Source organism: Acinetobacter sp. V115_6 (assembly GCF_031799025.1).
Taxonomy (GTDB): domain Bacteria; phylum Pseudomonadota; class Gammaproteobacteria; order Pseudomonadales; family Moraxellaceae; genus Acinetobacter; species Acinetobacter pittii.
Window position 1 is genome coordinate 16,937 of record NZ_JAVQNO010000001.1, and the last position, 14,235, is coordinate 31,171.

14 protein-coding genes are annotated in these 14,235 nt (G+C 37.4%); 7 read left to right on the top strand and 7 right to left on the bottom strand.

All coding sequences use genetic code 11. The features are described from left to right. Nucleotides 1-48: 48 nt before the first annotated feature. From RMA94_RS00080 to htpG, 3 genes are all read left to right on the top strand, one after another. Nucleotides 49-639, top strand: coding sequence for an OmpW family protein (locus tag RMA94_RS00080; RefSeq protein ID WP_005065804.1), 591 nt, complete (start codon nt 49-51; stop codon nt 637-639). Between the two features lie 187 nt (nt 640-826). After that, entirely contained in the window at nt 827-1,180 is a 354-nt protein-coding gene (locus RMA94_RS00085; protein ID WP_311081383.1) for a lysozyme inhibitor LprI family protein, read from the top strand. Nucleotides 1,181-1,281: 101 nt separating this feature from the next. Continuing rightward, on the top strand, nt 1,282-3,201 hold the full coding sequence (gene htpG, locus RMA94_RS00090; protein WP_311081385.1) for a molecular chaperone HtpG: 1,920 nt from the start codon (nt 1,282-1,284) through the stop codon (nt 3,199-3,201). 85 nt (nt 3,202-3,286) lie between these two features. Here htpG and RMA94_RS00095 read toward each other — a convergent pair whose 3' ends face one another. The 3 genes from RMA94_RS00095 to RMA94_RS00105 form a co-directional block, all read right to left on the bottom strand. Beyond that, nucleotides 3,287-4,180, bottom strand: a complete 894-nt coding sequence (locus RMA94_RS00095) for a hypothetical protein (protein WP_032053017.1) — start codon at nt 4,178-4,180, stop codon at nt 3,287-3,289. 125 nt (nt 4,181-4,305) lie between these two features. Continuing rightward, nucleotides 4,306-5,448 carry a hypothetical protein gene (locus tag RMA94_RS00100; RefSeq protein ID WP_005804130.1) on the bottom strand — a complete coding sequence of 381 codons (1,143 nt, stop codon included), beginning with the start codon at nt 5,446-5,448 and terminating at the stop codon, nt 4,306-4,308. A gap of 359 nt (nt 5,449-5,807) precedes the next feature. Further along, nucleotides 5,808-6,509, bottom strand: a complete 702-nt coding sequence (locus RMA94_RS00105) for a DsbA family oxidoreductase (protein WP_002114847.1) — start codon at nt 6,507-6,509, stop codon at nt 5,808-5,810. Between the two features lie 177 nt (nt 6,510-6,686). Between RMA94_RS00105 and RMA94_RS00110 the strand changes: the two genes are divergently transcribed. Further along, nucleotides 6,687-7,445, top strand: coding sequence for a hypothetical protein (locus RMA94_RS00110; RefSeq protein WP_005065816.1), 759 nt, complete (start codon nt 6,687-6,689; stop codon nt 7,443-7,445). Between the two features lie 21 nt (nt 7,446-7,466). On the opposite strand, the gene RMA94_RS00115 is transcribed toward RMA94_RS00110, so the two are convergent. Then, on the bottom strand, nt 7,467-7,832 hold the full coding sequence (locus tag RMA94_RS00115; RefSeq protein ID WP_032063681.1) for a MerR family transcriptional regulator: 366 nt from the start codon (nt 7,830-7,832) through the stop codon (nt 7,467-7,469). 71 nt (nt 7,833-7,903) lie between these two features. Between RMA94_RS00115 and RMA94_RS00120 the strand changes: the two genes are divergently transcribed. After that, nucleotides 7,904-8,551, top strand: a complete 648-nt coding sequence (locus RMA94_RS00120) for an alpha/beta hydrolase (RefSeq protein ID WP_078224382.1) — start codon at nt 7,904-7,906, stop codon at nt 8,549-8,551. Nucleotides 8,552-8,795: 244 nt separating this feature from the next. Beyond that, nucleotides 8,796-9,287 carry a hypothetical protein gene (locus RMA94_RS00125; RefSeq protein ID WP_213034051.1) on the top strand — a complete coding sequence of 164 codons (492 nt, stop codon included), beginning with the start codon at nt 8,796-8,798 and terminating at the stop codon, nt 9,285-9,287. A 47-nt stretch (nt 9,288-9,334) separates the two neighbouring features. Here RMA94_RS00125 and fadA read toward each other — a convergent pair whose 3' ends face one another. The 3 genes from fadA to RMA94_RS00140 form a co-directional block, all read right to left on the bottom strand. After that, a complete protein-coding gene (gene fadA, locus RMA94_RS00130) occupies nt 9,335-10,507 on the bottom strand; it encodes an acetyl-CoA C-acyltransferase FadA (protein ID WP_005065826.1) in 1,173 nt (390 codons plus the stop codon). 12 nt (nt 10,508-10,519) lie between these two features. Then, nucleotides 10,520-12,673, bottom strand: coding sequence for a fatty acid oxidation complex subunit alpha FadB (gene fadB / locus RMA94_RS00135; RefSeq protein WP_078224384.1), 2,154 nt, complete (start codon nt 12,671-12,673; stop codon nt 10,520-10,522). Between the two features lie 150 nt (nt 12,674-12,823). Next, a complete protein-coding gene (locus RMA94_RS00140) occupies nt 12,824-12,940 on the bottom strand; it encodes a hypothetical protein (protein ID WP_078210141.1) in 117 nt (38 codons plus the stop codon). A gap of 306 nt (nt 12,941-13,246) precedes the next feature. On the opposite strand from RMA94_RS00140, the gene lpxO reads away from it, so the two are divergent. Next, entirely contained in the window at nt 13,247-14,161 is a 915-nt protein-coding gene (lpxO, locus tag RMA94_RS00145; RefSeq protein WP_311081386.1) for a lipid A hydroxylase LpxO, read from the top strand. Nucleotides 14,162-14,235 lie beyond the last annotated feature (74 nt).

Sequence of the window (14,235 nt, forward strand, 5' to 3'; positions counted from 1 at the left end):
TTAAAATAAATGTTTATTATAAATATAAATAAGGTTGGAGATATTAAAGTGTTCAAAAAAGCTTTGGTTATTGCATTAATGGGGATGTCTTCTTTTACTTTTGCTGGTAACTGGCAAGTGAAATTTGGTGGTAGTGTTATTGCGCCATCTGAAGATACAACAACACCTTTAGGCGTAGTAAAAGCAGATCATGAATATGCATTTACACCATCGGTGGAATACTTTTTTGGTCAGTCTCCTTTTTCGGCAGAATTATTATTAGCAACACCTATTAATCATGATGTATTGCTAGATGGTAAAAATGCAGCACGTATTAAACAATTACCACCAACAATTACTGCAAAATATCATTTTAAGAACTCTACACGTTTCACACCGTATATTGGTATTGGTGCCACAGCATTTATTCCTTGGGATGAAGAAGGGGCAGCAGTAAAAGTTAAAGAAGATTTTGGTTTGGCAGGTCAAGTTGGTTTTAATTTCCAACCTGCTGATGCTAAAAACTGGGGTGTATTTGTAGATGTACGTTATGCTGATATTAGTCCTGAAGTAACAATTGATCCATCAATTGCTAACTACAAGTTTGATCTAGATATTAATCCTTTTGTTTATACTTTGGGTTATAGCTATAAATTTTAAGCATAATAATAAATAGAAAAATATAATAATAAACCTAGACTCAGGCACCTCACATATATTTTATGTGAGGTTTTTTTATGGATTTTATTTGCACTAAAAAAAGCATAAAACAGACAGTTTTACACATATTTTCTGCAAGTTTTTTTCTAAACTAATTTCTATTCATTACAAGCATGGGAATAAAAACATGAATAACAAATTAGCGATTTGTTTAGCACTTTTGAGCGGTATTGCTTTTAGTCAAAATTTACAAGCTGCAAGTTTTTCGTGCGATGCTGCAAAAACGAAAACGGAAAAAAGTATTTGTAAAAACCGTTCTTTAAATGATGCAGATGTAAAAATGGCAACGACGTATCAAATCGTTTTACATGCTTTACCTATGGGTGGGCGAGATAACCAGAAAGATACTCAGCAGCAATGGCTGAAAAAAAGAAATGCTTGTGCTGCCAATGTCAGTTGTATTAGCACAGCTTACCAACAACGTCAAAAGCAGTTAGATACGATATTGCAAGATAGGGTGTTAAGCCACGGCCCATTTTAATTAGAGTAAAAATTTTTGATATTCAGGATTGAAAAATTCTAGAAGTACTCCATTCATAAAGCATTCGAGAACAAACAGCTTCAAAATTTAAGGAGTGATTTATGAGTGAACAAGCATCACAAAATTATAGTTTCCAAGCAGAAGTTGCCCAGCTTTTACATTTAGTGACGCATTCTCTCTATTCTAACCCTGAGATTTTCTTACGTGAGCTTATCTCTAATGCATCAGATGCATGTGATAAGTTACGTTTTGAAGGAATTAATCATCCTGAATATTATGAAAATGATCCAGACTTACATGTACGAATCAGTTTAAATAAAGAAGATAAAACGTTAACGATTTCTGATAACGGTATTGGTTTAAGCCAGCAAGAAGCAATTGATAACTTAGGTACAATTGCTAAGTCAGGCACTAAAGATTTCATGTCAAAATTGACGGGTGATCAAAAAGCAGATGCTCAGTTGATTGGTCAATTTGGTGTTGGTTTTTATTCAGGTTTTATTGTTGCCGACAAAATTACGGTTGAATCACGCCGTGCAGGTCTAGATGCATCTGAAGGGGTGCGCTGGATTAGTGGTGGTACAGGCGAGTTTGAAGTTCAGCAAATTGATAAAGCGTCACGTGGTACTGACATTATTCTTCACTTACGTGATGATGCGGTTGATTATTTAGAATCTTATAAAGTTAAGCAAATCGTTAATAAATACTCTGACCACATTAGCTTGCCAATTGAAATGCAAAAAGAAGTTTGGCAAGAAGAAGAGGTTGCAGAAGGTGAAGAGCCTAAAGGCGGCCAAATGGTCAAAACTGACGAGTGGGAAGCGATTAACTCGGCAAGTGCTTTATGGACACGTAATAAAAGCGAAGTGACTGAAGAGCAATATATTGAGTTCTATAAAAACTTAACTCATGACTTTGAAGCACCACTGGCTTGGGCACATAACCGTGTTGAAGGTAGTACGGAATATACCCAATTACTCTATATTCCAAGTAAAGCACCACATGACATTTTTACTCGTGAAGCAAAAGCGGGAATTAAGCTATATGTAAAACGCGTCTTTATTATGGACGATGCAGATAACTTAATTCCAAACTATTTGCGCTTTGTCCAAGGTGTAGTGGATAGTGCTGATTTACCGCTTAATGTTAGCCGTGAGTTGTTGCAAGAAAGCCGTGATGTCAAAACGATTCGTGAAGGTAATGCACGCCGTGTATTAACTGTACTTGATGGTTTGGCTAAATCGGAAGATGAAAAAGACCAAGAAAAATTTAAGACCTTCTATAGTGAGTTTGGTTCAGTACTTAAAGAAGGCTTGGGCGAAGACTTTGGTAACCGTGAACGTATTTTAAAATTATTACGTTATGCGACTTCAACAAATGATGAAGTAACGACTTCTTTTGCTGACTATAAGGTACGTATGAAAGAGGGCCAAAAAGCCATCTATTATGTGACTGCTGACAGTCTGGCAGCAGCGAAAAACTCGCCGCAGCTTGAGTTGTTTAAGAAAAAAGGCATTGAAGTGTTATTAATGGCAGAGCGTGTTGACGAATGGGCAATGAATTTTGTCCAGGAGTTTGACGGTACGCCATTAAAGAATGTGTCGAAAGGGGCTGTTGATTTAGGCGATTTGCAAGATGCTGAAGAGAAGAAAGCACTTGAGCAAGCAGCTGAACAGTTTAAGCCTGTTGTTGAGAAACTAAGTGACTCATTAAAGGCTAAAACTAAAGAAGTACGTGTAACTACACGACTAGTTGATTCTCCAGCGTGTTTAGTAACAAGTGAAGGTGAATTATCTCCACAACTTATTCGCATGCTAAAACAAGCTGGACAAGCAGTGCCAGAAATCAAACCTATTTTAGAAATTAACCCTGAACATCCTTTAGTGAAAAAACTTGAAGGTTCAGAACAGTTTGATGATTTGGCAAACGTGATTTTCGATCAGGCTGTAATTGCAGAAGGTGGCTTACCAGAAGACCCAGCAGCTTATGTGAAACGTATTAATAGTTTATTACTCAAGTAATTTAGCTTTAAAAAAAGCCTCTGAACTATCAGGGGCTTTTTTTTGTGGATAAAGAAAGAGTTATCCACAATTCGGGAATTTATGATTAAAAATTAGCTTCTAGATTTATTTGAACGCTGAGTTGGTGTTTCGGATCATCATCAATATGGTTAAAAAAATTAAGATCATTTTGCATAAAAATCCAATCTCTCCATATCGGTTGGCGCCATGAAATATAAGGACCCCAGCTATTTAGTCGAATATCATTTTTAGTATATACGCCACCGCTATAAATACCGTAAGTCAGGCTATTATCTTTCACAAACTCAAATTGTTGAAAAGTCCAATTGCCCCAGTTGTAATCTTCATTTTCGCTCTTGTTCACATTAAATTTATTAGAAAATAATGTGTTATCTTGCATTTTTTGCGTTAGGTTTAGCGTGGTTTCAGTGTAGTTTCGGCTGGTAGAGCCGTAACGAAAGATCTGTTCTGTATCAATTCTAATGTTATGTCTCAAATTCCATTTCTTCTTTGCTAAAAATTGTACGTAGATATCACTATCTGAATTTGAGCCTAAATCGAGGTCATTTTCAAAAGGCATCCATGTTGAAATGGTGGCCCAGCTCGCACTCAGTGGATTTGTGACTGAAACCTGAGTTGATGAATTCTTCTTCTTTCTTTTACCCAAAGCTTTATACGTTTGTTCAGGTTGAGTCGCACGTTTCCATAACGTATCATTTCCAAATACAGCCATAAGCTCTTGAATTAAACCAGCATCAGATAAAGTATTGTTTGCTTCTACTTCACAAGGTGAGCGTGAAAGTGATTGTCTTTTTACTTTAGCGAAACTCGTAGAAGAATAGGGATAACGCCGTGACCGTTGGTGTTTTAAAGAGTTATAAAAAAAATGAGTATGTGGAAGTAAAGCTAATACACCTAAACTATAAATACAAATGAAGACTGTCGATTTATTTTGAAATGGAGAAGAAAATTGATTCATTTTTAAAGATAAGGAATCAAAAACAAAAATTAGAACAGTACTTTAGAAGGCTAAGCTTAAAATTTTATTTAAAAGTATTTTGTTATTTATCACCTTGGATGAGGTCCAAGGTGATGTTTGCTAGCTTAGAAAAGTGCTTCTAAACGTAAGAAGGTGCTGACAAAATGATTACGGTCTTCGCGGTGGTCATTAAAGTAATTTACATCGCCTTGTACAAAGAACCATTCACGTAAAACGGGTTGGCGCCATGAAACAAAGGGTCCCCAACTGTTTAAACGTAAGTCATTGTCGTTGTAATAACCGCTAGTATAAATACCATAGTTAAAACGGTTGTTTGCAAAGAAACTGTGCTCGCGGAATGTTCGGTTTTCCCAAGCTAGATCGTCATCTTGATCATCGGCATAGGTTAGGCTGAACTGATTGGATAAAATCGGTTGATTCGGTCTAGCATGGGTAAGTTCAAGATTAGTACGTAAGTAGTTTTCGCTGTCTATGCCGTAACGATAAATTTGTTCAGCATAAAACTTAAAATCATTACGAAGTTGCCAATCTCTCGATGCTTTTAAACGAACATAAATATCGTCCCCAGAACGAATACCTAAGTCGGCATCGGTTTCGAAAGGCAGTTTTTTAGAAAAATTTGACCAACGTAAGGCAATTGAGCTGTTGTCATCTCGAGTTCGTTTGCCATCTAATTTTTTATTTGGATCTTGATTCGGATTCTGATTAATATTGGCTGGACTGTTATTAAATTCATCATCTAAAGAATCATCACCAAATACCACGCTTAAACGTTTTTCTAGCGTAGGGAGCTTAATTTTACCGCGAATTCTGGGCTTAATTTCAAAGTTGTCGTATTCATTCCAATAGTTATCCACCATTACCCGAATAGTTGCACTAGCTGGTTTTTGTGGATCAACTTCACCAAACCAATTATCAATTTTTTCAGAAGTACGATCGGCCCAATTACGAATTTTCTTTTGCTTACGATCAACCCAGGTTTGATCTTCGGTTTGTTCGGTAGGCGGAACAATAGGCTCATTAGACTGCTCTGGAAAAATGGTTGGGGTTGCGTCTACCCAACGCGGAATTTGATCTAAGAGATTTTCGTCTGTGGTGACTTCAGTTTGTACTCCAGATGATGTACTTCCTATTTGTTGGTTTGCAGAAGAAGAGGCGGTCTCTGCATGAGCGATGCACACTGAACCAAATCCAATCGTTAAAAGTGCAAAAAGCTGCCGGTACGGCATTACATGAAATGTTTTCATATCTATCTTTATGTTTTGTTGTTGTTTCCACTTTTGTTGATTTTTCTAATAAAATCAAGAGGGAGACACAAAAGTTAAGTAAATTTAACTTTTTTTACATATTTGAAATAAATGAAAAAGTTTAAGCTATTAGCGATTATTTTTAGCCAAAAAAAATCCCCCAGTGAAGGGGGATGATAGATCAAGGAAACTTCAAATTCCGATCATTAAACACATAAAAAACAGAACATTACAGCGCGAATATTCTAAGCGGCAATAATAAACTGATTTTTAGCAATTAGATAGTTCTTTTTTTAGAACGCTCTATTGCTAAAATGATGATAAAACATACGATTTGATCACATTTTAATTGTGTTCATTTATTTCTTTGGAATATCGCAAGTTTCATCGGTACAAGCAGCTGCATCATCTTGCTCGACTTCTTCACTATCTGCTTTGATTTGTGCTTTTTCCAAAACTTGTAAAAAGACTTCACGTGGTTGAGCGCCAGCAAGAGCGATTCTTTGGTCAAATACAAAAAATGGCACGCCAGTTACATTAAGCTGCTCACGTGCAATTTTTTCATCATGACGGACAAAGTCAGATAGTTCGTTGGTATCTAGTACGTATTCAACTTCAGCATTGTCTAAACCAATACGAGATGCAATTTCTTCTACAACTTCACGTTCGCCAATTGCGAGACCTTCGGTCATATAAGCATGGAAAAAAGCTTCTTTAGCTTCATTACCTAAACCTTTGCTTTGCGCAAGGTGAATAATACGGTGTGCATTAAAACTATTGCCTGAGTTGGCTTTTTGCCATTGAAAATCAATACCTTCAGAAGCAGCCATGGCCGCAATATTGCGCTCCATTTCTTCCATCTCTTCATAGGTACGGCCATATTTTTTAGCTAGACGTTCAGTATTTGAAGTGTCATGTTTAGCTGGCGCATCAGGATCTAATTCAAAACTATGCCAGTGAATTTCAAGATCAATACCTGCTTCAGCAGCTACATGCTCAAGGCGTTTTTTACCAATATAACAAAAAGGGCAAACTACATCAGACCAGACATCAACACGCATGGGAGAATCTCATAAATTTTAATTACCCATCATAATAGGGATGATGGATAAGGATTTAAAGCTTTGGGTAGCGAATACAGTGTTGCGTATTGTGAAATAAATGGCATATAAAGAAGAATAAGCTCTATTTTATAACTATAAAGAGCAAAACTATAAGAAGGGAAATAGGAGGTGTGTATGCGCCGAGTTTTGATTGCGATTGCAAGTCTGATTGTTATCACAAGCATTATTTTTTTCACCTATCAACATATCAAACAGCAGCAGGCCAAAGACAGTAGTCAAATGTTTGATGTCGTCATGACTGAAAAAATGAATCAGCTTTATGACCAAGCACAAGACTGGTCTAAACCCGTCCAGCTCGATATTCACGATAAGCGTTTGGCAGGACACTATAAGCAAATTTCAGAATTTCTTTTAAGTTATTGGATTCAAAATATTAATGCACGTAATGCATACTTAAGAGAACTTAAAGCAGCTAAATGGGATACTTTTTTAAATGTGGACCGTTTAGATCTTGATAAAAAACAAAAATTTGCAGAAACCGAAAAGATGCTAGCTGATGTCCGTAAAGCGTCAGATCAGTATCAGACTGAATATGAAAAGATTCATAAAACTTTCTTAGCGAAGGTTCAAGAGTTATCTGTTGATGCAGAGATGAGGCAACTTCTTGAAATGAAATTGGGAACTCAACAAAAAGCAGATCAAGATCATGCAATTTTTATGATTGAGCTACAAATTTTAGATAAAGCAGAACAAATGTTTAAACTTCTAAAAAATTATGAATGGCAAAAGAAAGATCAGATGATTCTTTTTCATGAAAATGCTCAGGTCAAAAAATTTAACGGGCTTTATCAAGATGTTCTAAAGCTAAATGCAAAAATTGAAAAAATTAAGAAAAAGAATGTGGCCGCTCTCGAAGGAGATTTAAAAGAATAAGCAAAGCATGAGCATCAAAAATTATGGTTTGGTGCTTTCGACTTTTCCTTTGGTTAAAAAAGATTGTAATAAACTTTGAGAAGATTGTAGTTTGATTAACTGCTCAGACACATGCATGAGCTCAGTTTGCAGCTTTTCTTGAACTACTGAACATAGCGTAAATACGCGTTCATCTAAATCAAAACAAGGCAGCAAGACCTGAATATCTTTTAAGTTCATGCCTGCATCATTCAATATTTTAATTTTCTTAATATTTTCAATATCTTTTTGCGTATAACTTCGATAGTTATTACTTGCTCGATGAGGCTGTATAAGCCCTAAACTCTCATAATAACGCAGCATACGAGGGCTTACCTTTGTGAGTTCGGCAACTTTGGCAAGGTTCATAAAATAGGGTTGACCTTAACAGTGGTGTCATAGTTTAGCATGTTTATATCTTTCAAAATGGTACTTGTTCCATGATTAGAAAACTCATTTTATTGGTGTTATTCGGCTTCATGTCATTTGTTGCAAATGCCAAAACAATTGAACTTCAGGAGAAGAGCATGCGTCAAATATTTGTACTTCATGGTTATTCAGCTTCTATAGATGATCACTGGTTTTTAGACCTAAAACATCAAATAGAAGATGAGCATACAACCGTTACTTTAATTCCATTTCCAGATTCTGAGAATCCTGATGTAAATGCATGGCAAAAGGTTTTAGATCAACAGGTCCCTAAGGTGGATGAAAATACCTATTTTGTTGCGCACAGTTTAGGGGTGATTACGTTACTGCACTTTTTACAAAGACATGATTACCAAAAGATTGGAGGAATGATTTTAGTATCTGGATTTTCTGGACCAATCTTAGACTTTTCTCCACTCGATGCTTATATAACAAAAAGTAAAGTCAACACAAACTACTTTAAGGACATAAAGAAAAAGCTGGTGTATTTGTCTGATAATGATGATTTAGTTCCGCCCAAACTGACGATTGAACTGGCGAAAGAAATTGATGCGCCGTACATTACCGTTCCTAATGGTGGACATTTTTTAGGTCGTGAAGGTTATACGTCGTTTCCACAAGTCGTGAATTCTCTCAAAGAGATGCTAGATAGTAAATAAAACTTATAAGATCAATAGCACTCTATAATCTGAACACTTTTGTCCAAGTTATAGAGTGTTTATATTAATTTCATTCTTTAATAAATAAAATCCCTTACTATTACATTAAAAAATTTAATTATATTTACCGTTTATCTGAGCCTTACTGAATCAAATTCGACTTTGTTGTAGCCTATTTATAGATACTTTTAATTTAATCATCATCTTTTAATTGAAATAGGGTGACTGATTTTTGGAGCAAGTTATGAACTTTCTAAAACAATCAGCTTTCATTGCTGCATTTGCTTTTATGGGTTTACCGACTGTTCAAGCAGAAGAAGTGGCTACTTTACCAACAATTCGCGTTATGGCTGAATCTGAGTTACGTGAAGAGGTGGGTTTTGTACCTTTCCAAGAAGATAAAAAAGTGCGCCAGGCGCTGCAACATCATGAGTATAAAACACATTACGATATACAAAATGCTTTAGTCCCTGAAGGCATGACTACAGTAGATTATCAGCCAGTCATGGCACAGCCTGATTTGTCTCAACTTTCTCCATTCTTACAACAATATATTTTAGCGGTAGCTGGTGGAATACAGTCTTCTGATCCAACCAACGGTATTTTTGAAATGTTAAGACCTTTGAACATTAACCGAACTAATGTCGATGCTTATCGTGAAGGTACGATGAAAGTAAATATTAGTGACCTCATGAAATTACAGCAGCAAATACAAGATGGGTTAAAAGGCCGATAAAATAAAAATCCCCGCACTGAGCGGGGATTTTTTTATCTTGGTGTTAATTAAACACGTTCGATCACTGTTGCAATACCTTGACCAAGGCCGATACACATGGTCGCAAGGCCGATTTGAGTATCTTGTTGTTCCATTACGTTTAACAATGTAGTGGTGATACGCGCACCAGAACAGCCTAGTGGGTGACCCAAAGCAATTGCACCACCATTCAAGTTAATGATGTCTTGCTTGTCATAAATACCTAAGCCTTTCATTACTGATAAGCCTTGAGCAGCGAATGCTTCGTTTAACTCGATAGTTTGAATATCAGCCATCGTTAAACCAGCACGTTTAAGCGCTTTCTGAGTTGCTGGAACTGGACCGTAACCCATGATTGCAGCATCACAACCTGCAACTGCCATAGAGCGAATTACAGCGCGTGGTTTTAAACCTAACGCTTGGGCGCGTTCAGCAGACATAAGTAACATTGCAGAAGCACCATCAGACAAAGCTGAAGATGTAGCCGCAGTTACAGTACCGCCTTTCGGGTCAAATACAGGACGTAATGCTTTGAACGCTTCAAGGTTTGCATCTGGACGAATTACTTCGTCGATGTCGCAAAGGATTTTAAAGCCATTAGCATCGTGGCCTTCAACACCAACGATTTCGTTTTTGAAACGACCTTCTTGAGTTGCAGCCCAAGCACGGCGGTGAGATTCAACACCAAAAGCGTCTTGCTCTTCACGGCTAATGCCATTCATACGACCTAACATTTCAGCAGTTAAGCCCATCATGTTAGATGCTTTTGCATAGTGTTTAGATGCTTCTGGGTTTAGGTCGATGCCATGCATCATACCTACGTGGCCCATGTGCTCTACACCACCAATAATGAAAATATCACCTTGGTTTGTTGCAATCTGTGCAGCAGCAGTATGAAGCGCTTGCATAGAAGAACCACAAAGACGGTTTACTGTTTGACCAGCAACAGTTTTTGGTAAGTCAGCCAATAGGCCGATGTTACGGCCAATATTCATACCTTGTTCTAGAGTCTGGTTTACACAACCCCAGATCAGGTCTTCAACTTCGTTTACATCAAACTGGTTACGAGCAACGAGTGCACGAACCAATTCAGCAGATAAGCTGTCAGCACGTACATTACGGAACATACCGTTTTTGGTTTTACCCATTGCAGAACGTACGCCATCAACGATGACAACGTCACGTGGATTTAAAGTAGCCATTCACGTTGCTCCTTAACCGTAGAATTTTTTGTTGTTAGCAGCCATGTCACGCAACATTTGTGGCGCTTCATAAGCCTTACCTAAGTGTGCATATTTGTCGCAAAGTGCAACGTATTCAGCAACACCAGTCTGGTCGATATAACGACATGGACCACCACGGAATGGAGGGAAACCTACACCCATAATCATTGCCATGTCTGCTTCAGCAGCAGTTGCAACGATGTTGTCTTCTAAGCAACGAACTGTTTCGTTACAGAAAGCAAGCATCATGCGGTCAATGATTTCTTGGTTATCAAACTCGCGTTTCTCACCCGTTACGAAAGGAGCAATGATTTCATACGCTGTTGGATCAACAGTTTTTGCTTTTTTGCCTTTCTTATCGAGTTCGTATTTGTAGAAACCAACGTCATTCTTTTGACCAAGTCGTTTAGCTTCGTACATTGCTTGGATTGAACCTTTGTAGTCTGGCTTCATACGGTCTGGGAAACCTTCAGCCATGACTTCTGCACCATGTACACCTGTGTCGATACCTACAACGTCGATGAGGTAAGCAGGACCCATTGGCCAGCCAAACTTAGACATTACATTGTCAACTTGCTGGAAGTCTGCGCCGTCTTTTACAAGAAGGTCAAACGCACCAAAGTAAGGGAACAAAACACGGTTAACCAAGAACCCTGGGCAGTCGTTTACAACGATTGGTGTTTTACCCATTTTTTGAGCAAGAACAACAGTAGTTGCAATCGCTTCTTCAGAAGTCTTTTCACCACGAATTACTTCTACAAGCGGCATCATGTGAACTGGGTTGAAGAAGTGCATACCAACGAAGTTTTCAGGACGTTGTAATGCTTTTGCTAAACGCGTGATTGAAATCGTAGAAGTATTAGAAGCAATAATCGTATTTTCACGAACATTTTTTTCAGTGTCTGCAAGAACGATTTCTTTTACTTTTGGATTTTCTGTAACTGCTTCGATCACGATATCAACTTCTTTAAACTCATCGTAGCTTAAAGTAGGACGGATACGTGCAAGCGTTTCACCCATTTGCGCAGGTTTCATTTTCTTGCGTTCAACTTGTTTAGTTAATAAGCTGTTCGCTTCTTTCATACCTAGAGCAAGTTGTGGATTACCAATATCTTTCATGATAATTGGTGTACCTTTGCTTGCTGCTTGGTAAGCAATACCACCACCCATGATACCAGCACCAAGTACAGCTGCTTGGTTTACAGGGTGCGCACCTTTTTCATATTTTTTAGCAGTTTTCTTAACAACTTGGTCATTGAGGAATAAACCAATCAATGCACCAGCTTGTGGCGTAATCGCAGCTTTTGCAAAACCTTCCGCTTCAGCTTTTAATGCTTCGTCACGCGCAAGGCTTGCACCCGCTTGTAATGAATCAAGTAATAATTTTGGAGCAGGGTATTGAGCAGGATTTGCTTTCGCAAGTACTGCACCTTTTGCAGTATTGAACGCCATCATTTGTTCAAGCGGGTTCAATTTTACAGCTTCAAGTTTTTCTTGACGTTTTGCTTTCCAGTTTAAACGACCAGAAATTGCTTGCTGAACTAAGTCAGTTGCAGCTTCAAGTAATTTATCAGCAGCCACAACCGCATCTACAGCGCCATCTTTTAGAGCAGCAGCAGGTTTTTTAGGAGCAGCCATCGCCATCCATTCAACCGCGTTGTCGATACCGATCAGACGGCTTAAACGTACGCTACCGCCAAAACCTGGGTAAATACCAAGTTTAATTTCCGGTAAGCCCACTTGTGCAGCTTCTGACATCACACGATAGTCACAAACTAAACACATTTCAAAACCGCCGCCTAACGCCATACCGTTAATAGCAACAACTTTTGGAATTTCTAAATCTTCAAAGCTATTGAAGATTTCGTGAACAGGCATAAGCCAGTCAACAATTGCTTTTTCGCCTTGTGCGAAGTTTTCACCAAATTCGGTAATGTCTGCCCCAACAATAAATGTCGATTTGCCCGAGGTAACAACTAAGCCTTTAATATCATTATTTGCTTTTACCGCAGCAATAGCAGCTTGGAAATCTTCAATTGTTGCACGGTTAAATTTATTGACCGACTCACCTTGTAAGTCAAAGCGGAATTCTGCAATTCCGTCCGAAAGCATTTGGACGGTAATGGCATTGCCAGCGTGGATCATGCCTGATCTCCTTAGTTTTGGAGGACTTCTAAGTTGATGTTATGAAGCGTGTGCACATCTTAGGTACACATTTATGCTTCGCTAATCTTACGATAACTATATCTAAAAAAAACCTGACAAGTTGTATCAAGCCGTGACGCAAGGGTCATCTTATTTATTATTCAATTCATCTATATGAAATGCATAAAAGAAATCATAAAGATAGCTAATAACGAAAGACATTTGTTTTAATTTAACTTTTTCTTGATAAAGCATTGGAATTATCAAATTTTTATATAAAAACGAATAAGTTTTAAAAGTTAATTTTTTGTCAAAAATGTCAATTGTTAGTGGGATCATCTGTAAATAACAGTAATAATAGTAATAAATTTTAACTTCCTTAAATTTATGGAAAAATACACTATATTTAAAATTTTTATTACAACAGCGCTGTCTATTATTTGACTTAATTTTTTTACATTCGCTTTTTCTAAGTCAATTTTGTTAAAATTTGCGCCAATTAAATAAACTTCCGGTTTCTCTCTCCTTAAATATAAGGTGAAGTTGCCCCTAATCTTTTGAAAGAGTAGCAATATGATTAAGTGGATCATATTAGCGATTTTTGTGATATCAGCATTGTATATCCAACATCGCGGCAAAGTGCGTCACTCGTTTTATCGTCAATTTTTTGACCATTCAACCTTGCTCGCACCGATTAACTTTTTAATGTACATCTTTTCAAAGGTGCCGAATCAGCCTTATATCGACACACAGCATTTTAAAGATTTAAAAGTGCTGGATGAAAATTGGGAAATGATTCGTGATGAAGCGAAGGCGTTATATAAGCAAGGCGGAATTAAAGCTTCAAGTACCTATAATGACTTAGGTTTTAACTCATTCTTTAAAACAGGTTGGAAGCGTTTTTACCTTAAATGGTATGAATCTAGTCATCCATCTGCTGCTGAGCTTTGCCCAAAAACTACAGCACTTCTTAAAACATTGCCGACAATTAAAGCAGCAATGTTTACCGAACTTGCACCTGACAGCCGTTTGGTAAGACACCGTGATCCGTATGCAGGTTCATTGCGTTATCACTTAGGTCTAATTACACCAAATGATGATCGTTGTTTTATTGACGTCGATGGCGAAAGATATTCTTGGCGTGATGGTCAAAGTGTTGTGTTTGATGAAACTTATATTCACTATGCTGAAAATAAGACTGATCAAAACCGTATTATTTTCTTTGCAGACGTTGAACGTCCAATGAAAGTAAAATGGATGGAGCGTTTCAACCATTGGTTTGGTCGTAATGTGATGACTGCGGCAAGTTCACCGAATGAAACAGGTGACCAAACAGGTGGCCTAAATAAAGCTTTTGGTTATGTCTATCAAATTCGTATTAAAGCTAAAGCATTAAAAGCTAAAAACCGTAAGTTGTATTACTTCTTAAAATGGTTCCTCATGCTTGGGATTTTCTTCCTGATTTTTGTTCGACCATATGTATTTTAATTAAAGCGCCCGAAAGGGCGTTTTTTATTTTGATTATTTAAATAATTTGCATTTATTTTATGCATTTAAAAAAG